Origin of the sequence: Bacillus sp. H1a, from assembly GCF_000633475.1 — a bacterium.
Taxonomy (GTDB): Bacteria; Bacillota; Bacilli; order Bacillales; family Bacillaceae_G; genus Bacillus_A; species Bacillus_A paramycoides.
Genome location: NZ_AYMH01000084.1, coordinates 1 through 22171, shown reverse-complemented (window position 1 = coordinate 22171; position 22171 = coordinate 1). Strand labels below are relative to the sequence as shown.

The window sequence follows — 22171 nt, the reverse complement described above, 5'->3', positions numbered from 1 at the left end:
CTTAAGTTGATGGATGTGTGGGTATACCCCATGCCTTCCTTAAAATATAAATCTATGGCTTTTTTCTTAAATGTTTCATCATATGTTCTTTTAATTTTCCCCATAAAAAAAATCCCCCTTATAATAGACAGGATATAAAGCTTTCTTTTTTCTGTCTACTATAGGGGGATCATATCAAATTAGAAGGCGTTTTTTATAGAAGCACTTCATTATTTTGTAAATCTACCATATCCAAGGAAATGCTCTCTATTATATTGGCTATTTACATTACCTTTTGTTACACCAGTTCTTTCATCCGCAGCATGAATAAACTCGCCATTACCTAAGTAAATTCCCATATGTGATGGACCCGCCTTATATGTGTTTTGGAGGAATACTAAATCACCTGGCTGAGGACTACTTATTTTAGTAACCATTCCCCAGTATCCAGCAACGCTTGTTCTTCCAATATTGTATCCATTGTTTTTGAACACATAATAGATAAGACCACTACAGTCAAAGGAATTTGGACCAGAGTTTCCAGATACATATGATTTACCTAATTGTTTTGATGCTAAATCAATGATACCTGAAGATTCCGACTCAATCCATTTTCCATCCGCAGCAAATACATAAGTCTTTCCGTCTATAGTAGCTTGTCCTGTCACCATAGCACCACCAGCATTACCATCTAAGTAGTACCATTTATCATTTTCTTGGAACCAGCCTGTTTTCATGGCGCCGCCATCATTACCATCCAAGTAGTACCATTTTCCTTCTACCTTTTCCCAGCCTGTTTTCATTGCTCCACCTTCATTTGGATTTAGGTAGTACCATTTTCCTTCTACCTGCACCCAACCTGTCTTCATAGCGGCGCCATCATTACCATCGAAGTAGTACCATTTTTCTTCTACTTTTTCCCAGCCTATTTTCGCGGCTCCACCCTCATTTGGATTTAGATAGTACCATTTTCCTTCTATCTGCACCCAACCTGTCTTCATTGAGCCATCTGTCGTTGGATCTAGATAATACCATTTCCCTTCTACCTTTTCCCAGCCTGTTTTCATTGCTCCACCTTCATTTGGATTTAGGTAGAACCATTTTCCTTCTACTTGTGCCCAACCCACTTTCATCGCTCCACCGGCATTTGGATCAAGGTAATACCATTTTCCTTCTAATGCAAGCCAGCCTGTTTTTTTTGCACCATTTTCATAGAAAAACCATTTTCCGTTTTCCTCTTGTACCCAACCACTTTGTTGAGCTGCTTGTGTATTTTGAGTTGCTTCAGCTGAACTCAAAATCGGCTGAATACTTAATCCCAAAGTAGTTGCTAATGTAATTGCTGCAATTTGTTTTTTCATAATTTTAATAACCTCCTAGATTTATAAATAGATATATTGATAAATTAGTTTTTAGGTAATACATATATTTTAACTGTTTTTCTTCCCCAATTACTTGATTCCTGTTTTGAAGGAATAAATACATCTATTTTATTACCTCTAATAGCGCCACCTGTATCTCTAGCTTCAGCTATTCCATAACCCTCGACGTAAACTTTTGATTCAAGTGGAATAACTGAAGGATCCACAGCAATAACTTTCAAGTCAGGATTAGCAGTTAAATCATCTCCCATTTTTGTATATACATGTTGTCCAGGTTTATAACCATTTTCTGTTGGATCATTTGTATATGCTGTTGACGTCACTGTTAATTCACGAGTATTTATCCATTGACCATTATCCTGAAAGTAATTCATTTTTCCATCAATTCTAGTCCAACCATTCACCATAACACCACTGGCATCTAAGTAATACCATTGATTATTCTCTTGGAACCAGCCTGTCTTCATGGCGGCACCATCACTACCATCGAAGTAGTACCACTTACCATCTACTTTTTCCCAGCCTATTTTCGCGGCTCCACCTTCATTTGCATTTAGATAGTACCATTTTCCATTCTCTTGGAACCAGCCTGTCTTCATAGCGGCACCATCGTTACCATCGAAGTAGTACCATTTTCCTTCTACCTGCACCCAACCTATTTTCGCGGCTCCACCTTCATTTGCATTTAAGTAGTACCATTTCCCATTATCTTGAAACCAACCTGTCTTCATTGAGCCATCTGTCGTTGGATCTAGATAATACCATTTTCCTTCTACTTTTTCCCATCCCGTTTTCATTGCTCCACCTTCATTTGGATTTAGGTAGAACCATTTTCCTTCTACTTGTGCCCAGCCTATTTTCATCGCTCCACCTTCATTTGGATCAAGGTAATACCATTTTCCGTTTAATGCAAACCAGCCTGTTTTTTTTGCACCATTTTCATAGAAAAACCATTTTCCGTTTTCCTCTTGTACCCAACCACTTTGTTGAGCTGCTTGTGTATTTTGAGCTGTTTCTGCTGAACTTACAATTGGCTGAATGCTTAAGCCAAGAGTAGTCACTAAAGTAAATACTGCAATTTGTTTTTTCATGTTCCCACCTATTCTGTATATTTCTACTAATAATTCATTATCTAATAAATTAGATAGATTTAGATATATTTATTAGATAATTCCCATATATCTAAATGTAAAAAGAATTTTTAATTCAATTGAAACTATACTAATTTTACATTATATTGAAAGGTGAAAAATATTCTTATAATAATAAATTGTTAAATTTTAGGAGTGGGCTAATGGATTTTCAAGATTTCGGTAATATTATTAAAGAAACTAGAATTAAAAAAAAAATTTCACAATCTGAATTGTGTAAAGGAATATGTTCTCAAAGTCAAATTAGTAAAATAGAAAAAGGTATGATTTATCCATCTAGCATATTGTTATATCAATTATCTGAAAGACTTGGTGTTGATCCAAATAGTATATTTGCACTAACTCAAAATAAGAGATTAAGATATACAGAAAATGTAAAATACGTAATAAATGATTGTATAAAGCGACAACAATATAAAGAAATTTATGAAATAGTAAAAAAAGAAAAAAATGAAAATAACTTCCAAACGAAAGAGGATAAACAATTTCTAATATGGCATGAAGCAATTGCTATATTTTATGTGAATAAATTAACAAAAACTTCTTTTAATCTTATAAATAATGCATTAAAACTAACTTTAACCAATGTTGATGTTTTATCAGAAAGAGAAATAGATATTCTGCATACAAAGGCCTTATTTCATGCAGGAAATAAAGAATACGAAAAAAGTATTAATATATTAAGAAGATGTTTAAATAATTTTAATAAATTAGATTTTCCTAGAAATAGAGAAATTAAATTAAAAATAATATATAATTTAGCATTATGTTTAGAACGGACATTTCAACATGAAGAGGCAATAAAATACATTGATAAGGGCATCAAATTAGCTATTAATCTAAATACTTTATACCTATTGGGTGAACTACACTATGGGAAAGGTAGGAATTTATTGAAACTTAAACAACCTAATGAAGAAGATGGTGCTAATAACATGAAAAAAGCGTTATTTATATATGAACTAACAGAAAACGAAAACAAAATAAAAATAATTAAAGAAAATTATTTTGAAAACCAAAATAAAAAAAACCATCCATAATTTCTTAAAAACTACTTACAATACAACAAAACCCACAGGAAAAATCCCCGTAGGTTTTAAACTTATAAACATCTTATTATTTTCTATAAACTTGATTCTAAAATATTAATGTTTAAGGGGGGCACTATATCATTTTGGGAAAATTATGCACTAAGGATTACGAAACTTTATCATTACAGCATTTTTTAAAGAGTAGAATTTACTTCTACTCTTTTATTAATTGTAATAAAACCCCCGAGTGGCACCTCATTCCTCGAATCGTTTCCGTACCCCTTCAAGTCCTCCTCCTTATAAGTTTGATTATCAAAAGGGTGAAGAATGTTATGTATATTATCTCTTTTGCTTTTCATAATCCCTTTTTAATACACTCATAATGATTTCATCAGAAAATTGATTATTAATGAATATCGATTCTCTTAATCTTCCTTCTTGTATGAAACCTACTTTTTCATATGCACGAATTCCTCGTGGATTATGACTATATACTTCTAACTGGACACGATTAAGTTGTAATACATCAAATGCATAACTTAGTGCCAGTTGAGTAGCTTCTGAGCCGTACCCTTTCCCTACTATGTTTAAATTATGCATCGAAATACGATAAAACGCTTTTCGATTCTCCTCATCTATTTCTAATATAGCTAAATCTCCAATGACTTCATTTGTTTCACTTAGGCAAACAGCAAAATCTACACGTGTTGGATCAGCAACACTTTTTTGAATATGTGCCTCAACTTCTTCAAGTTTAAATCGTTTCGTAGTCCCTGTCATAAAACGAATTTCTTCTATTTCTGTTGAATCAAATATGAATATCGCGTCTTCTCTACTAAGTAATCTTAAAAATACTTTATCCCCTTGTATTTTCTTCATAGTTCTCTCCATCCTGTCCTATAGTCAAATGAAAATTCTTACAATTATTGTACATGATATACTATAGAAAAACAGTTTAAGATTTTTCTTAATCAGCAATCTTTTTTAGAAATTATCGAACTTTATTTCAAGGCCACATAGAGTTTGATTCATTGCATATATCCTTCTCAATTGAGTGTACCTAATTGGAATAAACCGTAGTGAAAGTTTATTAAAATACTGCATTCAAAGTAGTATTTTTATAATTCATTATCATTTTATAGATATCTTATGACGGATAAGAGCAGCTACCCTATCACTAGGCCTAAAAAAGAAAATTGCACGTCAAGGAAATATTTTACATAAAAAATCCGATTCTCATGTATTTAAAGAATCGGATTTTTATTACTTTCTTTTTATTTGATTTTTCTGTAATGGACGTAAATTTTCAAACTGTTTTTCTTTAAAATACTCCTTATATCATTCTCCTCCGCACACTTTTTCTAAAGATTAGCTCAGTCTAGAAATCTTTGCAACAGAACCTTCTTAGTCCTCTTTCGGAAGAACAATTCTTTTATACAATTGAACTGTAATGAAGTAGTAAATCGCGTAAATGACTACGAACATAATAATCGGAACCCAAATACGGAAATACGGATCATGTAATATAAATCCAAACATATTCATACCAACTAAAACGTGAGCAATACCCACAATCGCTGGGAATAAGAACACTAAAAATAACTCTTTATAAATAGACTTCGTTAATAGTTCGCGGCGAACACCGATTTTACGAAGCATCTGATAACGTGTAATATCTTTTGATGCACCAGATAAAATCTTAAACATTAAACAACTTGCCATCATCGCTAAAAAGGCAATTCCTAGGAAGAAGCCCATGAATACAGTTCCGCTTGTAAAGCTGTAAAGATCAGTGTATATAGAATATTTACTTGTTAACTCGACTTCTGCTATTTTATATTTAGCTAATTGCAATTCGTCAATTTTTTTCAATTCTTTTTTATATGTTAACAAATCATTTGTTCTTCCAAGAAATGCAATGTTCTCTTTACCTTGCAAACCATCATACATTTTTTTATCTACAATTTTGATTGTTTGATCAGTGTATAGATAATGTGGTTGAATCTTTATAAATGCGGTACGCCACTCCTCAGGTAAATTATCAGATGTCCTCTCAATAAGATTTAAAGTAGCACCTACTGGTAATTCTCCAGAAACGCGTTTGATTTTACTGGCATCTGCCAGTCTTTTAGCATTTTTTGAGTCTTGTACTAAAGGACGATTTTTCTCTAATTCTTCTTTTATATAATACACATATTTATCGTCTGTTTTGTAATGATATTCATTTTTCTCTTGGAATGTCATACCATTTAATATTTTCTTTTCCTCTGTGCTTGGATTATAAATCACTACATCATAAATCGCCAAAGTATCTACAGTACGCATAACGTTATTTTTAAAGGCCATACCAGTTGAAATTGCACCTGCTCCAAGTGCAACTAACATCGCTATTGTCGCTAGTACTTTTGTTAAACTATTAATACGGAAGTTTAATTGCGCGAATGTAAAAGCATTAAGACCTTTTTCACTACTTTTTTTATTACTCTTTAGTTTTTTAATCATAAATGGAAGGGCGGATCCAAATAACATGTAAGTCCCTGATGTTATTGTAATTAATGCAATGATAACTCCCATTTCTTGTAACTTAGATATATTAATCATAGAATAATAACCAACGCCTAGTAAAATGATTGCAAAGACTGCAACTATTCCCGTGATTTTCCCTTTAACCACAGGACGTTCGGTTTGCGCATCTGCATGTACAAGTTGTAATACTGAAATACGTGATAATTTAATGCTATTCATAATGGCAGCTAACACAAATAGTGCACAGAAGAAAATACAAGTAACAGTGATTGATGGAACATAAAAGGCTTGATAACCCCCTCCAGTAAACTCGAGTTGCTTCATAAGTAACTGTCCAACCCCTTGTGAAAGACCTACACCGACTGCAATTCCGATTACAAGGGACGCCGTACCTAACACTAAGGTCTCAATAAACATAAGAAATGTAACTTTATGCTTCTTTGCTCCTAACATCATATACATACCAAATTCTTTTTTCCGAAGTGATAGTAAGAAAGAATTCGCATACAAAATGTAGAAGAATGTGATGATCGCTAGTAGCACCGTACCAGCATGGAAGACAAATCCAATTTGACTAATAGTAGAATTTGCTTTAAGAAATGCTTCATTCTGCGCTAATGTTTGGAACATGTAAAAAATTGAAATTGACATAACGAGACCAACAAGTAAGACGATATAATCTTTTAGCTTACTTGTTAGGCCTGACATGGAAAGCTTAAATAACATGCTTGAACCTCCTTTTTTATGCTTTTTGTGTACCTAAATCTGCAAGCACATCTAAAATTTCTTTATAGAACTTTTCACGCGTACCAGTACGATGAATTTCTTTATATAATTCGCCATCTTGAATGAATAGAATACGTCGGCAGTAACTTGCACTAAACGGATCATGTGTAACCATCATAATGGAAACACCTTGTTCTTCATTTAGATTTGTCATCGCATCTAAAAGACTCGTTGCATTTTTAGAATCAAGTGACCCTGTTGGCTCATCTCCTAAAATGATTGCTGGTTCATGAACCAGCGCACGGGCTGCTGCTGAACGTTGCTTTTGTCCACCAGATACTTCAGATGGATACTTTTGAAGTATTGCTGAAATCCCTAACATGTCCGCTACTTTTTCCACTTTCGGTCCAATCTTACGAGACGGAACACCTTGAAGTGAAAGCGGCAATGCAATATTTTCATAAATTGATAGGTTCTCTAGTAAATTAAAGTCCTGGAAGATGAATCCTAATTTTTGAGAGCGGAAATCAGAAAGCGCTCCTTGCTTCATCTTCGTAATATCCGTGCCTGCAATTTCAACAGCACCGCCCGTTGCTTTATCCAATGTTGAGATTACATTTAGTAACGTTGTTTTGCCTGAACCAGATGGTCCCATGATGCCCACAAATTCACCCTCTTGAATCGAGAACGACACACCTTTTAATGCGTGTGATTGGCTTTCGCCTTTTTTACCGTATACTTTTTGGACGTTTTTAACGTCGACAACTGGTTTGTTCATATATATCCTCCTACACTTGTTTTTCCTTTTCCTATTCTGTGTTTTTTCGACATAATCCGCCATCGGTTAACATTACATTTACCTTACACTTTTGTAATATATAAAATCAGGTTCTGTTGCAAAGATGAACAGTGTCCCAAAATAATAAATTTAGCACGAATCCCCTTTTTCGGGGGGATGTGCAAAAATACCCAGCATAAAAAATCGATTCCTTTACGTAAAGGAGTCGATTTTTTAAATTTGATTTATTAAGCTAATGCCCCCGTTAGTTTAATTAAAGGACATTTATTATAGAAAACAGATGAATATTTTATTGGGTTCGCATATGAACCATCATTAATTTACAAGTACTATTTGCCCTAACTCTGATACCAATATAAAGCTAGGTCATTCATTGTTGAAGCATGCCCCCGTTGTCTTAGCATGGTTGTTATGTTACCTCGATGATAGGTACCATGATTAGCAACATGAAATAAAATTTCTGAGTATGCAGTCTCTCTAGCACCTGACCAAGGATTATTCAAATTAATTTTTTGTTCTAAATCTTTTTGGCCATTCATCCATTCTTCATACTGTGAAGCTAGTTCTTCGAAATACTTAATAAATTCATCTACAGAATATAAATTAGTCTTTTCTAATAATGACATAGAAGCTTCCAATGCTTCTTGCATACCAATTCCTTTAAGTACTTGTAACCACATTACATCTACTACATAGATATGGCTAAACGTTTGAGCAATATTTGGATATGAACTATTAGCCTCTTTATATAGGACATTGTTTGGTAATTCTTTTATTCTTTCTAGTAACACCTTATTAGCCCAAAGATGGTACTTATACATATTTTTTGCATGGTTCATTTAACAGCTACTCCTTTAGTTCTGGTTTTTTAAAAGTTGATATCTAGATTATAAAAAAAGATATATGACAACAGCTTGTCATATATCTTCATAAACTTTTATTATTTTTTTTGCCTCATCTATTAAAATTGATTGCAGTTCCATCGGTTTTACAATTTTAGCACCGCTACCAAAGCTTAAAAGAATCGATTTAAGCCATCCAGCCTGTAGAGGTTGATAAACAGAGATTGTAATTGTCATACTTCCGTCATCGTTAATGGTTTTTGAAAACTTCTGGAATTGGTCTAATGCTTCTGCTAAAGAATTTGGACTTACCCAGATTACTACATCCTCAAATCCCACCAGATTACGGTTTGAATAAAATGCTTCCTCTTTAATTTCGTGATTTTGTAGAAACTTTTCTTGTGTCAGAGTGACATCCATCATACGTGATACTCTAAATTCTCTATAATTCTGACGGTCTCTACAATAACCATATATATACCAGTTACGGAACTTATAATGAAGGTGAATAGGTTCTACTTCACGAGATGTAAATTCATTTTTATTGCTTACATAATTAAAATGAATTACCTTTTTTTCATGTATAGCTTTTCGCAGATTCATTAATGAATTGGGTTCTGTTCTATGGCTTTCCAAGTCAACCAATAAAGACTTATTATTACTGTTTGTATCCAGTAATTTTAGCCTATCTATCGTATGTTCAATTTCTTTATCTTTAAAAATATTCGATAAACTACTTAATACTGTAATTAAATTCAGAATGTCATAAGAACCCATTAAGCTTTTATCAAATTTGTATCCCTTTATTATACCGAATCCCCCGTTAGTCCCTTGGTAAGAAATAACTGGTATTCCAGCAGCACAAATAGCTTCGATGTCTCTATAAATTGTCCGTGGTGATACTTGAAATTCATCAGCTAAACTAGAAGCTGACAAAATTTCATTATTTAAGAGCTTGAATATGATTGATAGCAAACGTTCTAATTTCAATTCTCATTTCCTTCCCTTAATAATTGATTAATCGACCATTGTCATTCCATTGACCGTACATTTTATTTTCTCTGGTATTTTCAATAAACTTATCCAATCTTTTATTAAAAATATTAGGTTCATTTCTATAACTTTGTATCGTATCAATTCTAATCCTTCTGTATAGATCAGGAAAATTAATGAAGTTTTGATATAATTGGTCATCTTCTTTCAGACGAGTTTCAATATCTCCATCTATAGTAAAAGATTCAGGTCGCATATCAGGAAGAACTCTCAGTCCTTCTTCTTTCATCAAACTTAATTGATATAATCCCCTTACTCTTTCCTTATTTAATTCTGTCCAATTACTGTTTTTCTTTCTTGGAGAAAGCCTTTGAGCAAGTTCAGTATCTGATATTTTCTTCTTTATGCCATCAATCCAACCAAAACATAGTGCTTCTTCAACTGCATCTAAGTACTGAATCACTTCTGATTGCCCAGTTATACTTACTATCACCCAACAAAATCTTTCTGTTTTTGAATTTTCCTCAAGCCAATCTCTTAATTCCCACCTTGTCGTAACTCTAAGTAAATTCTCTATTTCCATTTTTAAAATTATCCTTTCTAAAATGAATATATGTCCTAAATATAACTGTTTAATAAGTTTGTTAGATCGGTAACATAAATGGTATCATCTTCTCGTAAATCTCCTAGCATTTTTTTGAGTTGTTCGCGATCCTTTGTTACTTCAGAAATTTCCTCTTCAAAAATAATGTCCATTCATTGAAGAAGCCATAGAGAAAGAATAGCTTTATTACATTTTGTCTTATTCCCCTTTTTCGGAGGATAGGCAAAAACACCCAAATTTAAATTAGATTCGGAATGTATCAAGTACATTATCTTTTTCTTCTTTATTAATTCCAATGTATCTTAGTGTAATTTGTGGTGTACTATGATTCAATATTTCTTGTAACATAGCAATATCTTTTGTTTGCTTGTAAAACCAATATCCAAATGTTTTACGCATGGTATGGGTACCTAAAGATTCGACTCCGGCAAAATCCCCGGCTTTTTGTAACTGTCGATAGGCTTGAATTTTACTAATAGGTTTATCACCTTTTCGAGAAGGAAATAACCAGGTACTTTTTAGATCCTCAGCGTATGGAAGTACTTCCTCAAAAATGGATGTAATATTTATGATACGCTCCTTTTTTGTCTTTCCTTCTTTCACTTTAAATTCTTTCCGTTTTTTTCGCTTCAGTTTTAAAATTTCATTCGTTTCCATTTTAAGTAAATCACTTACACGTAACCCAGTATTAATACCAATTAGAAAAAATATATAATCACGATCTGAACAATGACGTTTGAGTGACCATTTCATATCATTAAGCTGTTCTATGCTCCGAATTGGTTGTACATCAATTAAATGTTGCTTTTTATTCATCTGTTTTTCAATCCCTTTATTTTCAGTGATTTGAATGTATACTTTTTTTTACTTTTTTTATAATATCAATGAAATCGGATGAAAGTCAATGTTTAAGGGGAAATGAAAGTAAACTTTTGGGTAAAAGTTTACTTTCGGGTTTTGAATCATTTATAGCTAATTTTGTAATAAATTTCTCAATATTGATATAAATGTTAAATATGGGTTTTATATCGAAAATTAACAAAAAATATAATATCATAAAAATTAAGATAGTTTGTGTCACTTGTTTTTCCCTTATGCTTAAGATAAGATCATCCTCTCCGATCTTATCTTTTTTTGTGGATTTGTAACAAAAAAAGGAATCCTTATATATAATAAGGATTCTGCAACAGGAAATAACAAAATATAAACAATAAAAAGAATTACTTATATTATAGTTTACATAGTAATAATATAATATTGAGAAATATTTACATAAGTCCAGTATGTATTACGTAGCAAGTGTAGAGATTGCCTGTTTGTAAATTAGTTGTTGCTTACCATGAACCATCATAAGGACAGTAAATTTATCTATTGCAAGAATCTGCCCACGAATTGGAAAGCCATTCTTTAAAAATACAGTAACTTCCCCTTTTTTCTCTTTCAATTGTTCATACATATCTTCTTGTAAATTGTGCATATGGTTCCCTCCCTTTTTATAATCGTATCATAATTTAATTGAAAGACTGTTTTTTATATGTATTTAGCAACCAATTGTTTGATTAAAAAAATGTTTTAGACTCATGTTATTGTTACATCAGCTTTTTATCAACCTAGGGACGTAAAATTTCACAATAATTATTATAGACTAGCTACGATAACATGATCTGTTGTCTATAAAAAAATAAAAGAAATTATTAGACTAAGAAGTGATTTTTATCAAATTAACAATAAAATCACTCCTCTTCAGTCTTATACTTTCTTTTAACAGTCCAATACTTTTTTCTATAGGGGGCATCGTCCCGAAAATGCGGATTTACAACGCTAAGCTACTTACAATGTTAAAAATGAACTATTTAACAACGATAGGACTTTTGAGACAAGGTTTTTCCCTTAACGTTGGAAAGAAGCCGAACAAGAAGAACGGTACCTATTGATTTTGGACAATTAGGTAAGTATGATTGATTTTAATCGTTTTTATTTATTTTATTAACTGGACAATTGATGAAACATTTCAACTTAGAAAGGAAGAAATATTTATGATAGTAGAAATCGTAAAGAATCAACAACAATTAGAAGATGCTTACGCTATTCGACAAAAGGTTTTTATAGAAGAACAACAAGTCGATGTAGAAGAAGAAATTGATGAACATGACAAAACCGCTACTCATTTTGTGTTGTACGATAATAGCAAGCCAATTGGAGCTGGACGTTTTCGTATTGTAGATGGCGTTGGTAAAGTTGAGCGAATTTGTGTAGTGGCAACTGATCGCAAAGCGGGTTCTGGAAAATTAATTATGAATGAAATTGAGAAGTTTGCACAAAGTCAGGGCATTTCTAAAGTGAAATTGAATGCCCAAAAACATGCAATTGGTTTCTATGGAAACTTAGGGTATGAAAGTATTTCTGAAGAGTTTATAGATGCGGGTATTCCTCATCGCACAATGATTAAAAATCTGTAAATAGAACGATAATGCGGGGATTTTATTAATTTGCTATAACTTTACTACGAGAAAAATCACCCTAATATTATTTATAGTGGTAAATGTGCCGTTATAAGTCATATGAACTAACTAAAGCTTAATTTCTCCCTTACAATACCGAGAAATTAAGCTTTTTTATTTTAGGATTTTCTTAACGTTGTAAATACGCATTTTCCTGACGGTACCTTAATTTTAAATTCCCTATATAATAATAAAACGCGCTTAGATTTTTAACCATTTTTTACATTAAATTACTTTCGTTGGTTCTGGTGCAAGAAATACTGTCATTGTGTACACTGGGGTATCTACCACATCGCCATCAAGCGGAAATTTTATAGTACCCCCAGAACGAAATTTTGTGCTAACTTGTAACAAAAAAAACTCATTTTTTCGTTTTGGGGTAATTCTAAATTCTTAAGTTGATGGGCATGTATAGTGACCCCTAATAGATAATACAAAAAGGGCATATCCCTTTCGGAATTGCCCTTTACCTCAAGAATGTTTCTTTTATCATAGTTAATTTATTTTAATGAATTGGACATGGTTTTCCTCTTCCTGTTTCAGACTATATATTTACCTTTATTGTACATAAAACTAAAGTCCATATGCAAACAATCCCCTATGATTTATATAGGGATATAAGTCTTTCTCTTAAAGGAAGGGTTCTTTTTTACAATGTGAAACTGTTTGTTAAGAAAATCTTAAGAAGCTCCCCCGCTTTTTATTAAGAAATGCTCTTTATACTTGGAAATGTGTTAAAGGTCATTCTTATTTAAACGTGAACTACTCGCCACTTAGCAAAGCTTGAAGTGGGAGCTTCTCAGTTCCACGACGAAAGTAACCTTTCGTCTCCCTGAGCGTTACTTAGGGGTGTTCCACCCCTAGATGTCCAACGCTTGGACGCTCTTTTGGTACGGTTGATATTTTACACAGGAACCGAATGGCTTGGTTTTCGCACTCTATTTTCTTCCTGCAACCTCATATATCAAGTTATCAAAGAACTTCATATAGCTATGTTTATCAAAAGTTTTTGGCGATGCCAAACCGATATTCACCTCCCACCTACCGTTGGGCTACGCCCTTCACATGCTTGAGGAAGGAGAATTCTTTCGGGGAATTCGTTAAAAAATGAATAAAATCACACTTAATCATATAAGAAAAAGAAAGGTGGAAATGAAAGATGAAAAAAGCATTGATTGCAGTTTCAGGATTAGTTGTTGTAGGAGGTGGATTATTAACTTATGCAGGAGGAGATATAGTAGATAGATTTAATCCGTGAGTGAAAGAAAAAGATGTGTATGTCCTTACAAAAGGGGAAGCACAACCACATGGAGTGTAGCTAAATGTCACAATGAAAAGGTAAAGGAAAACATAATATTCATAACCAACTAGCACTACAGGTTAATTATATTTATTATTTTATACCTTTGCATTTTTATATATTTTATTATTTAATTAAATTCAAAAATATATTGTTATTGTATGGAGGTATTATATGAATTTTATCAATTCTACATTAGGAAGTTTAAGTATTATTAGTATAATAATAATTTTATTGGTTCCTATTTTGTTGAATTTAGGTTATTTTGTTTTGTATAAACGAATATATAAAGGGAAATATTCATTTGAAAAAAAACAAATTGTTTTGATTACACTATTGATAGGATATTACCTTATTGTATTAGCTGGAACTTTATTTGGTCGTGAAAGTATTATTCGGCCTGAAGGGATAATTAATTTTGATATTTTACGTGGATATAGAGTTGCTTGGAATAATTTTTCACTTGTTTCTTTTCAAGATATTATTATAAATATTGCTTTACTTTTTCCAGTAGGATTTTTGTTACCCTTAATTAGTAATTTCTTTAAAAAAGCAGGGTCAGTATTATTAGTCGTATTTAGTACAAGTTTTATTATTGAAATAATTCAATTTGTAACAGATATTGGACGTATAGATATATCCGATGTATTACATAACACCTTAGGAGGTATGCTTGGATATTGTATAAGTAATTTATTGATTGCTTTTTTAGATAAACAATCAGTACCATTTAAACAAATTGTTAAATATATATCTTTACCAGTGATAGTTTGTTTATTAACATTGGGAATTATTATTTCTTACAAAATGCAAGAATTTGGTAATTTACCTATTAACCCAGAAACTAAAATGGATATGTCTGATATTACTATGAAAACAACTATATCATTAGATGCAGATTCTAAAAAAATGCCTGTTTATAAAATTAAGAAAAATTCTTCAGAACAAATAAAGATTAAAGATATAGAAATTATTTCTTCAAAAGAAGCATTCCAAAAATTAAAACGTGGAGAATTTTTACCTCTAGAATCTTTAAAAAAAGGAGATATAATAACTATTACAAAATGTACATTATCATCTTATTCAGATACAAAAGATTTCCAACAGCCTGTATATCAATTTGAAGGAATAATAAATGGTAAACAAGAGGTTTTATACTATATTGCTGCAAAAAAATAAAAGTGTAAATTATTCTAATACAAAAAAGAGTATTCCTATCTAAAAAAGTAGGGATACTTTTTTTTGTAGAACTTTTCCATAGATTTTTTATATAAGGTTAAGTTTAAAAAAAGGAAAATTAGCAATTGTACCAGCCGAACCGCCAATTCTTCCGTTCAAGATATTCTTCTTTTTCCATATTGAATCAACGCTATGTGGGGGTTCGCCCCCACACGACAAGCCAGCACTCACACTCAAAAACAAAGGATAGCCCAATCATAAAACTCACATAATCTCTAGATATAATCCATATTAACTACAGATTTTTGTTTTATGTTTAATATAATTTCAAACAAGGAGGTAGTAAAAAATGTTTAAAACATTATTAGCAGGAACACTTTTAAGTACAGGGTTATTAACTGGTGGTATAGCAGGTGAAGTACCAGATAAAAAAGAAGAAACATCTATCAAAGATAAAGTACAATATGCTATTCAAGATAAAGATAAAGATGGAAATATAACGTATAAAGAAATTGATGAAAGTGAACTTCCAAAAGATGTACAAGTACAATCAACAGAGGGTGTAGAAACAGATAAAAAAGAAGAGACATCTATCACAGATAAAGTACAATTTATTATTGAAGATAAAGATAAAGATGGAAATATAACGTATAAAGAAATTGATGAAAGTGAACTTCCAAAAGATGTACAAGTTATACAATCAACAGAGGATTTAATCAACAAAGGATTTAAAGAAAAAAAATAGCAAACTTAATTAAGAAAGTGAAATTTTGAGAGTTAGAATGACTGTGTTTGGAGTATAATTTAGAAAACATTGGTTTGATTTTTTTGATGAGAGTAACATATTGTTACTCTTTTTTATTTTGCTTATGAATAAATATTCTTATTAAGTTAACATAACGTCTCATTATCGGTAGCAAGGAAAAAGGCGGACCCTTATGAGAGTAAGGGTTCCTCATTTTTTGTTCTAGGGATCTATGCATTTTTTTATACATTCCTATTCGGGTGCGGTTTTATGGCTCTCGTTTGTTGTTGGATCAACCAAAAAACTGTATTAAATCTTGCATGTTCTTAGCGTGGTTTTTTTCCAAAATGCTGGCGGTACCCCTAATAAATCTAGTTAAAATTACGTATTCTATGTTCTTCGTTTACCTGAACTCGATTTGCTTTATCTAAAAAAGCATAATTCATTCATATATAATTTAAAAACCTCTATTTATATGTAGAAGTTTTTGTATGACGAAAAAACACGTAGTTCCATTGTTATTTTACAAACCCCAAATTCTCCCTCATCTTAAAGTGGAACAAATTTATTACTTAGAGTGTCTAATAAGTGTATTTCTAATATGAGTTGTCCAAATTGGATACAACATATCCCGTTTGACATCTATTTTTATGTATTACAAAAAAATGAAAGGACTTATTATCCCAAAAAGTGAAAAATACGCATCGTAATACTACGGTTAAGTATTACAAGTTTAATACTTTCACAGGTGAACCATTACAAGTGGAAACAAAAAAGAAACAACCCAAACCGTGACTTATCGATCATATAAAGTGAAACTTTAATCAGTGGGGGTTTTGTTCATCCCCCACTGATTATTAGTTGAACCAATCGGGCTCTTACTGCCCGTTAATGCGGGATAAACGTTTTGGATGTCATTTAACCTGTGAGATTTTAGCTGCAGTAGTATTGTTCCCCTATGCCATCTTTAATTGCATTAGTATTTAGAATACCTAGACAAAATCCATATATTCTTGAAAGAGGTTGAAAATTTATGTTCGTTTTAAACAAGTTCTTAAACATTTTACATTACAAAAAGATTGTACCTGTAGTATTACTTTCATGTGTATCACTTATAGGCTGTTCCAATAGTAATGCTCAATCCGAATCACCTAAACAAACGAATCAAGCTAATCAAATTAAACAAGAAAATACAAGTAATCAATCTTTCGCTAAACTTGAAAAAGAATATGGCGCTAAGCTTGGTATTTATGCACTGGACACAGGTACAAATCAAACTGTTGCTTATCATTCAGATGATCGTTTTGCATTTGCATCTACATCTAAATCATTAGCTGTGGGCGCTCTTTTACGCAAGAACTCATTAGAAGCTCTTGATCAAAGGATTACGTATACTCATGAAGATCTTTCTAATTATAATCCAATTACTGAAAAGCATGTTGATACAGGAATGACGTTAAAAGAACTTGCAGATGCTTCTGTTCGATATAGTGACAGCACAGCGCATAATTTGATTCTTAAACAGTTAGGAGGTCCCTCTGAATTTGAAAAAATCTTGAGAGAAATGGGAGATACTGTTACTACTTCAGAACGATTTGAACCTGAATTAAATGAAGTTCATCCAGGAGAAACACATGATACCAGTACACCAGAAGCGATAGCTAAGACACTTCAATCATTTACATTAGGAACTGCACTTCCAATAGAAAAACGTGAACTATTAGTAGATTGGATGAAGAGAAATACAACTGGAGATAAATTGATTCGTGCGGGCGTACCAAAAGGATGGGAAGTAGCTGATAAAACAGGCGCGGGATCTTACGGAACAAGAAATGATATCGCAATTATTTGGCCACCAAATAAAAAGCCGATTGTTCTTGCTATACTTTCTAATCATGATAAAGAAGATGCTAAATATGATGATAAACTTATTGCAGACGCAACCAAAGTTGTGTTAAATACCTTAAAAGCTACGGAATAAAGGATAATAGGTTAAAAGTTTTCTATTTTAGGCGGGTGTTTTCATCAACTAAAAATTTAATAGTGTCCCAAAAACGAAATTTGGTGCTAACTTGTAATAAAAAGCTCATTTTTATTGTTTGGCGATAAATCGTTCTTTAAGCTTGATGGCGATTTGGCGATACCCCTAATAAAAAAAGAGCCGAATCTCTCTTAGAGTAGGGAATTCGGCTCTTTTTATGTTGAAATTTGCTTAGCGTATATTTTCGTTAAAATGTTGGCGGTACCCCAGCAAGACCTCCTAAAAAGTTTTTAGAAACCATCGCAAAATTATTTTTTATCAAAATGGCTACTTATTATTAACAAATGGGAAGATACACCCTCTTGAAGTAAAGACCCCGTTAGCTTAATAAAATTCTGCTACCTGTTTGCAGTGTTTTTCTAATTCCTTTAATGTAAATAACTGTGTCTTCGGATACTCGGAAGAGGTTTCCTTAGTATAAGTTAAATGCACAATTGCATATTTTTCTAATTCAATAATCCAATAAATCACATCGTCATTATCTTCTCTCTTTGCTACTGCAACAGCCTTTTTTCCGTAGAGAATGTGATTTGTAGATAACTCCCTATTTAGTTCATTATTAAGAATTTCTGCCAAGTTATTCGGGATGACCCGCCACGGTTCCTCCAAAAAGCCTTTTATTATATCCTTCATAGAAAGCTACCTCTTTCGTATTTTTTCTTCAGCTTGTTTCACTAAACTGCCCTGTTAGTTTAATTATAGGGTAGCCCCATATTAAGTAAAAGTTAATTTCGTTAGAATCTTTCTCAGCAACACGCCTTGTGCCTGAAAAGGTTTTAAAAATGTGGTGTATTTTTTCATCTATCAGACCGACATATTTAGAGGGGTCACCCCACCCCATATACCTCCATCTACATATAAAAATAATTAGTGCGTCGCATTGCACCGCATGACGTCCTCGCTGATCTCGTTCATTACTTATTCATTGATTGATTGCTTGTTTCTTTTCTTTTCTTTCTTTATTCGTTTGTTTGTTCTTCTTTCATTGTTCTTTCATTCGTTCTTTCCTTGCCGTTGTCCTTCCCTCGTGTCATACGCCCTCTCCTACTGTGTACTTATCGCCCAGCAGGGACTATACAGCACCGACCTTTTTGATAGGGATTTATGATGGAGGCATACCCCTTGTTATTGCGTTGCAAAACAGCCTCGTGCAGAACTGATAAGTTGTGATTGGGTTATATAGGGTTTACCGAATAGTTACTTGTCGATACAATCAATATAGCTAGAAAAATTGGGGGAGTCATTATGATTGAAGAACAAAAAAGGATGATTAAGGGTTACGAGGGATTATATGAAATTACCGAATCAGGCAGAATTTATTCCCCTAGTAGAAAGCGTTTTAAAGTAAGGTGTAATGATGAATACGGATTCCATATAGTAAAGCTGTCAAAAAACGGTGAAACTACCAACCATAAAGTTTTTGACTTATGGAAGAAAGCATTTCCTAATTTATCCGAAAGTTCCTTTAAGGGTGCAAAAGAAAAGATTTACTGAATAAAGGTAAATATCCATCTCATATTATATAGGGTGGATTTTTGACCTCTTTATTTATAGTGTTTTGCATGTATACTTTTGTTTTTTATTTTGAAGATATCAGGGGATTTGGTTTGAAGTCAATTAATAAGGGGATTTGAATCATTTATAGCTAATTTTGTAATAAATTTCTCAATATTGATATAGATGTTAAATATGGGTTTGATATTCAAAATTGACAAAAATTAAAGTATATTAAAAATATGATGGTTATCCCTTATGTTTACTCCTTGTGCTAAAGATAAGATTGTGTTCCCGATCTTATCTTTTTTCTTTGTAGATTTTTGATACAAAAAAAGGAATCCTTATAATAAGGATTCTGCAAAAGGAAATAACAAAATATAAATAATAAAAAGAATTACTTATATTTTATTGCATATAGAAATAAAATAATATCGAGAAAAGTTCCCGTAAAAGGGTGTTTTTTCCTATCCCCGAAAAGGGGGATTCAGAAAAAACATTCCAAATTATATTTAATTTAAACTTTAAAATATGCATTTCAAATCTTCTACAATTGTATCGACATTTGTCAAATATAGATAAGTTGTATTTTTGAAATGAAAATTCTATATTTTTAACTATGTCACAAAGTACACTTTTTGACATTACATTTAAATTTCTTATGAATTAAGCTTATTCCCCTTTTTCGAGGGATGGGCAAAGATACCCATATGGGAATTTTGTTGTGATCAACCATGGTAATGGACGTTATATGTTCATATGAGTTAAATTACAGCGAAAACAGGTGACAAAGTACAACGAGGACAAGTGATAGGAAAGATTGGAAACACTGAAATGTCATTTGGGGCACATTTGCATTTCGAAGTGGAAAAATTAGTTAAATTTGGTCAGGTTGACCCGAAACCATTCTTGCCGTTTTAAGGAGGGACAGAATGAAAAGTGTATATGCAGTACTGGGCGTTATTATCGCAGTGTTACTGCTTGTTAATATTATCAGCGATATAAAAGTTGGTGGTTTAAAGGAAAAAAACAAGGATTTGAAAGATAAAGTATCACAGTTGCAAAAGAAAAATGCTGAATTAGAAACGAAATTGATAAATGCCCAAAAAGGGGTACAGCCATAATTACACATAAAGAAAAAGAATCCCTTATGATTTCTGGTATCCTTTTACTTTTAATATTGTATTGATTTATATGTAGTACCCTACTACTTAAATATGGATCTACAAACAAAAAGAACTAGTATCATACTAGTTCTTTTTGTTTATTTAGAATAAATAAAACTTTAAAAACACATGAATATTCATGTTACCATATATTATGACACTCAATTTTGTTTATACCATACAACAAAATTAAACTAATCCCTTATCTATAATAGATAAGGGATTAGTTTGTATAAATAATTTTTATTTAACAATTTTAATCCTGTCCAAAGATTAAAAACCATATTAAAAGTTTACATAACCCCACTTATCAGTAGTAAAAACCTCAAAATATTTATAAATTATAATTTTGAAATATAATAAACTTAGAGTAAAAAAACACAGTTCGGTTGGTAGTCCGGACACAGTAGTACTAAAAAACTATTGTCAGTAACCTTCCCCCCTGGGATGTCCATTACTCATGCTATTAAAAGGGGGATTCTCAATGACACTTACAATTTATTTTGATGGACAATTTTGGATTGGAATTGTAGAAATGTATGAAAATAATAAACTAAAGGTATGTAAACATACTTTTGGAACAGAACCTAAGGATAGTGAAATATTAGACTTTATTTTTCATGATATGATTCCATTACTAAATAATACATCAGGTATTAAAAACTCCAATGATAATAAAAAAACTAAAGCTATCAATCCTAAAAGATTAATAAGATTAACAGCAAAAGAAATAAAAAATCAAGGAGTTTCTAATAAATCTTTTGAAGCGTTGAGAATAGAATTAGAACAAAAAAAGAAAATGAAGTTTAAGGCTAAATCTAGCAATGAATGCATGTTGTTAAACAATTATATGATAATAAAAAAGGAGTGGGAATCCACTCCTTTTATCACGACAATTAGTGGCCAAAACCATAAAAAATAGGCTTATCAGGCAAAGTGCTGATACACCTTAAAACTACATTATTAAACAACATGCATCGTCGTGTAGTATATGGGGTATCACCATATACCCATCAAGCTAATATTTTAAAGTACCCCCTAAACAAAAAATTGTGTTTTTTATAGCACCAAAGTTCATTTTTATCGTTTTAGGGGCAACCTGTTCTGCTAAGTTGATGGATGTGTGACGCTACCCCAATTAGTTTTTTAAAATCATTCATTTTTTTACTTTTGTTTAATATTTTTATCTAATTTTTCTTTTATTATCATCATGGACATACGAATTTCATTAACCTCACTATCACTTAGTCCGTTAAACAATTGATTTATTTGTTCATCTGACTGAATATGAATTATATCTAGTAGTTCCTCTCCTTTTTTTGTCAAAAAGAGCAAGTTTTTTCTGCTGTCTTTTATTGAGCTTCTTTTCTCTATTAATTCTTCCTTCTCAAATCTACGTAAAATTCTGCTCATATAGCTTCTATCAATATTAAGTTCTTGCACAAGATTATTCGCAATACACTCTGTTTTTTCGCTTATTTCAAATAGTATTCGTGTTTCGGTTAATGAATAATCTGTATCTAGAATCTGGTTATTAAATAAACCAAGTACCTTTGTATAAAATCGGTTGAATTGTCTGATGTCATAAATAATTTTTTTATCCATAGATCCTCCTTTGGTTGACTAAGTCTACATTTAATATTAATATAACTGTACCCTTAAAATGTGGACTTAGTCAACATTTTAGGGATGCCATTTTCAAAAATCTGTCG

20 protein-coding genes and 1 pseudogene are annotated in these 22171 nt (G+C 31.9%); 8 read left to right on the top strand and 13 right to left on the bottom strand.

All coding sequences use genetic code 11. The features are described from left to right. Positions 1 to 209: 209 nt before the first annotated feature. A complete protein-coding gene (locus U860_RS0129030; RefSeq protein ID WP_025151237.1) occupies positions 210 to 1340 on the bottom strand; it encodes an NlpC/P60 family protein in 1131 nt (376 codons plus the stop codon). A gap of 44 nt (positions 1341 to 1384) precedes the next feature. Then, a complete protein-coding gene (locus tag U860_RS34560) occupies positions 1385 to 2452 on the bottom strand; it encodes a 3D domain-containing protein (protein ID WP_025151236.1) in 1068 nt (355 codons plus the stop codon). Between the two features lie 203 nt (positions 2453 to 2655). Here U860_RS34560 and U860_RS0129020 point away from each other — a divergent pair, with 203 nt between their 5' ends. Further along, a complete protein-coding gene (locus U860_RS0129020; RefSeq protein ID WP_025151235.1) occupies positions 2656 to 3552 on the top strand; it encodes a helix-turn-helix domain-containing protein in 897 nt (298 codons plus the stop codon). A gap of 330 nt (positions 3553 to 3882) precedes the next feature. Here U860_RS0129020 and U860_RS0129010 read toward each other — a convergent pair whose 3' ends face one another. The 9 genes and pseudogenes from U860_RS0129010 to hfq form a co-directional block, all read right to left on the bottom strand. After that, positions 3883 to 4422, bottom strand: coding sequence for a GNAT family protein (locus U860_RS0129010; RefSeq protein ID WP_025151234.1), 540 nt, complete (start codon positions 4420 to 4422; stop codon positions 3883 to 3885). Positions 4423 to 4947: 525 nt separating this feature from the next. Further along, positions 4948 to 6795 (bottom strand): ABC transporter permease, encoded by a 1848-nt coding sequence (locus tag U860_RS0129005; RefSeq protein WP_025151233.1) that lies wholly within the window; start codon positions 6793 to 6795, stop codon positions 4948 to 4950. Between the two features lie 16 nt (positions 6796 to 6811). Next, on the bottom strand, positions 6812 to 7573 hold the full coding sequence (locus U860_RS0129000) for an ABC transporter ATP-binding protein (RefSeq protein WP_025151232.1): 762 nt from the start codon (positions 7571 to 7573) through the stop codon (positions 6812 to 6814). 359 nt (positions 7574 to 7932) lie between these two features. Further along, positions 7933 to 8433, bottom strand: coding sequence for a DinB family protein (locus tag U860_RS0128995; RefSeq protein WP_025151231.1), 501 nt, complete (start codon positions 8431 to 8433; stop codon positions 7933 to 7935). Between the two features lie 78 nt (positions 8434 to 8511). After that, the gene (locus U860_RS0128990) at positions 8512 to 9426 is read right to left on the bottom strand and encodes a YafY family protein (RefSeq protein ID WP_025151230.1); all 915 of its coding nucleotides are present in this window, start codon (positions 9424 to 9426) and stop codon (positions 8512 to 8514) included. Between the two features lie 16 nt (positions 9427 to 9442). Continuing rightward, positions 9443 to 10012: a YdeI/OmpD-associated family protein gene (locus U860_RS0128985; RefSeq protein WP_025151229.1), complete on the bottom strand. Its 570-nt coding sequence runs from the start codon at positions 10010 to 10012 to the stop codon at positions 9443 to 9445. Positions 10013 to 10065: 53 nt separating this feature from the next. Next, positions 10066 to 10185: pseudogene (locus U860_RS34555) on the bottom strand (resolvase); the annotation flags it as partial. 91 nt (positions 10186 to 10276) lie between these two features. Further along, entirely contained in the window at positions 10277 to 10849 is a 573-nt protein-coding gene (locus U860_RS0128980) for a tyrosine-type recombinase/integrase (protein ID WP_025151228.1), read from the bottom strand. 472 nt (positions 10850 to 11321) lie between these two features. Continuing rightward, positions 11322 to 11510: an RNA chaperone Hfq gene (gene hfq / locus U860_RS0128975; protein ID WP_025151226.1), complete on the bottom strand. Its 189-nt coding sequence runs from the start codon at positions 11508 to 11510 to the stop codon at positions 11322 to 11324. Between the two features lie 559 nt (positions 11511 to 12069). On the opposite strand from hfq, the gene U860_RS0128965 reads away from it, so the two are divergent. The 4 genes from U860_RS0128965 to blaIII all read left to right on the top strand — a co-directional run bounded on the left by U860_RS0128965 (position 12070) and on the right by blaIII (position 17739). Then, entirely contained in the window at positions 12070 to 12492 is a 423-nt protein-coding gene (locus U860_RS0128965) for a GNAT family N-acetyltransferase (RefSeq protein WP_025151225.1), read from the top strand. 1516 nt (positions 12493 to 14008) lie between these two features. Continuing rightward, complete coding sequence (locus U860_RS0128950; RefSeq protein WP_025151224.1) at positions 14009 to 15013, top strand: VanZ family protein; 1005 nt, start codon at positions 14009 to 14011, stop codon at positions 15011 to 15013. Positions 15014 to 15362: 349 nt separating this feature from the next. Beyond that, entirely contained in the window at positions 15363 to 15758 is a 396-nt protein-coding gene (locus U860_RS0128945) for a hypothetical protein (RefSeq protein WP_025151223.1), read from the top strand. A gap of 1033 nt (positions 15759 to 16791) precedes the next feature. Beyond that, the gene (blaIII, locus tag U860_RS0128940) at positions 16792 to 17739 is read left to right on the top strand and encodes a class A beta-lactamase BlaIII (RefSeq protein WP_025151222.1); all 948 of its coding nucleotides are present in this window, start codon (positions 16792 to 16794) and stop codon (positions 17737 to 17739) included. A gap of 384 nt (positions 17740 to 18123) precedes the next feature. Here the strand turns inward: blaIII and U860_RS0128935 are convergent, their stop codons facing one another. After that, positions 18124 to 18432 (bottom strand): hypothetical protein, encoded by a 309-nt coding sequence (locus U860_RS0128935; RefSeq protein ID WP_025151221.1) that lies wholly within the window; start codon positions 18430 to 18432, stop codon positions 18124 to 18126. Positions 18433 to 19044: 612 nt separating this feature from the next. Between U860_RS0128935 and U860_RS0128925 the strand changes: the two genes are divergently transcribed. The 3 genes from U860_RS0128925 (at position 19045) to U860_RS0128915 (ending at position 21381) form a co-directional block, all read left to right on the top strand. Beyond that, positions 19045 to 19293: an NUMOD4 domain-containing protein gene (locus U860_RS0128925; RefSeq protein WP_025151219.1), complete on the top strand. Its 249-nt coding sequence runs from the start codon at positions 19045 to 19047 to the stop codon at positions 19291 to 19293. A 932-nt stretch (positions 19294 to 20225) separates the two neighbouring features. Continuing rightward, entirely contained in the window at positions 20226 to 20417 is a 192-nt protein-coding gene (locus U860_RS0128920; protein ID WP_025151218.1) for a hypothetical protein, read from the top strand. A 526-nt stretch (positions 20418 to 20943) separates the two neighbouring features. After that, positions 20944 to 21381: a YjdF family protein gene (locus U860_RS0128915; protein WP_025151217.1), complete on the top strand. Its 438-nt coding sequence runs from the start codon at positions 20944 to 20946 to the stop codon at positions 21379 to 21381. A gap of 242 nt (positions 21382 to 21623) precedes the next feature. On the opposite strand, the gene U860_RS0128910 is transcribed toward U860_RS0128915, so the two are convergent. Continuing rightward, positions 21624 to 22064, bottom strand: a complete 441-nt coding sequence (locus tag U860_RS0128910) for a MarR family winged helix-turn-helix transcriptional regulator (protein WP_025151216.1) — start codon at positions 22062 to 22064, stop codon at positions 21624 to 21626. Between the last annotated feature and the right edge of the window lie 107 nt (positions 22065 to 22171).

Bases quoted from the DNA above. Each gene is read 5' to 3' on its own strand.
- U860_RS0129030 (WP_025151237.1), bottom strand. From the start codon at position 1,340: ATGAAAAAACAAATTGCAGCAATTACATTAGCAACTACTTTGGGATTA.
- U860_RS34560 (WP_025151236.1), bottom strand. From the start codon at position 2,452: ATGAAAAAACAAATTGCAGTATTTACTTTAGTGACTACTCTTGGCTTA.
- U860_RS0129020 (WP_025151235.1), top strand. From the start codon at position 2,656: ATGGATTTTCAAGATTTCGGTAATATTATTAAAGAAACTAGAATTAAA.
- U860_RS0129010 (WP_025151234.1), bottom strand. From the start codon at position 4,422: ATGAAGAAAATACAAGGGGATAAAGTATTTTTAAGATTACTTAGTAGA.
- U860_RS0129005 (WP_025151233.1), bottom strand. From the start codon at position 6,795: ATGTTATTTAAGCTTTCCATGTCAGGCCTAACAAGTAAGCTAAAAGAT.
- U860_RS0129000 (WP_025151232.1), bottom strand. From the start codon at position 7,573: ATGAACAAACCAGTTGTCGACGTTAAAAACGTCCAAAAAGTATACGGT.
- U860_RS0128995 (WP_025151231.1), bottom strand. From the start codon at position 8,433: ATGAACCATGCAAAAAATATGTATAAGTACCATCTTTGGGCTAATAAG.
- U860_RS0128985 (WP_025151229.1), bottom strand. From the start codon at position 10,012: ATGGAAATAGAGAATTTACTTAGAGTTACGACAAGGTGGGAATTAAGA.
- U860_RS0128980 (WP_025151228.1), bottom strand. From the start codon at position 10,849: ATGAATAAAAAGCAACATTTAATTGATGTACAACCAATTCGGAGCATA.
- hfq (WP_025151226.1), bottom strand. From the start codon at position 11,510: ATGCACAATTTACAAGAAGATATGTATGAACAATTGAAAGAGAAAAAA.
- U860_RS0128965 (WP_025151225.1), top strand. From the start codon at position 12,070: ATGATAGTAGAAATCGTAAAGAATCAACAACAATTAGAAGATGCTTAC.
- U860_RS0128950 (WP_025151224.1), top strand. From the start codon at position 14,009: ATGAATTTTATCAATTCTACATTAGGAAGTTTAAGTATTATTAGTATA.
- U860_RS0128945 (WP_025151223.1), top strand. From the start codon at position 15,363: ATGTTTAAAACATTATTAGCAGGAACACTTTTAAGTACAGGGTTATTA.
- blaIII (WP_025151222.1), top strand. From the start codon at position 16,792: ATGTTCGTTTTAAACAAGTTCTTAAACATTTTACATTACAAAAAGATT.
- U860_RS0128935 (WP_025151221.1), bottom strand. From the start codon at position 18,432: ATGAAGGATATAATAAAAGGCTTTTTGGAGGAACCGTGGCGGGTCATC.
- U860_RS0128925 (WP_025151219.1), top strand. From the start codon at position 19,045: ATGATTGAAGAACAAAAAAGGATGATTAAGGGTTACGAGGGATTATAT.
- U860_RS0128920 (WP_025151218.1), top strand. From the start codon at position 20,226: ATGAAAAGTGTATATGCAGTACTGGGCGTTATTATCGCAGTGTTACTG.
- U860_RS0128915 (WP_025151217.1), top strand. From the start codon at position 20,944: ATGACACTTACAATTTATTTTGATGGACAATTTTGGATTGGAATTGTA.
- U860_RS0128910 (WP_025151216.1), bottom strand. From the start codon at position 22,064: ATGGATAAAAAAATTATTTATGACATCAGACAATTCAACCGATTTTAT.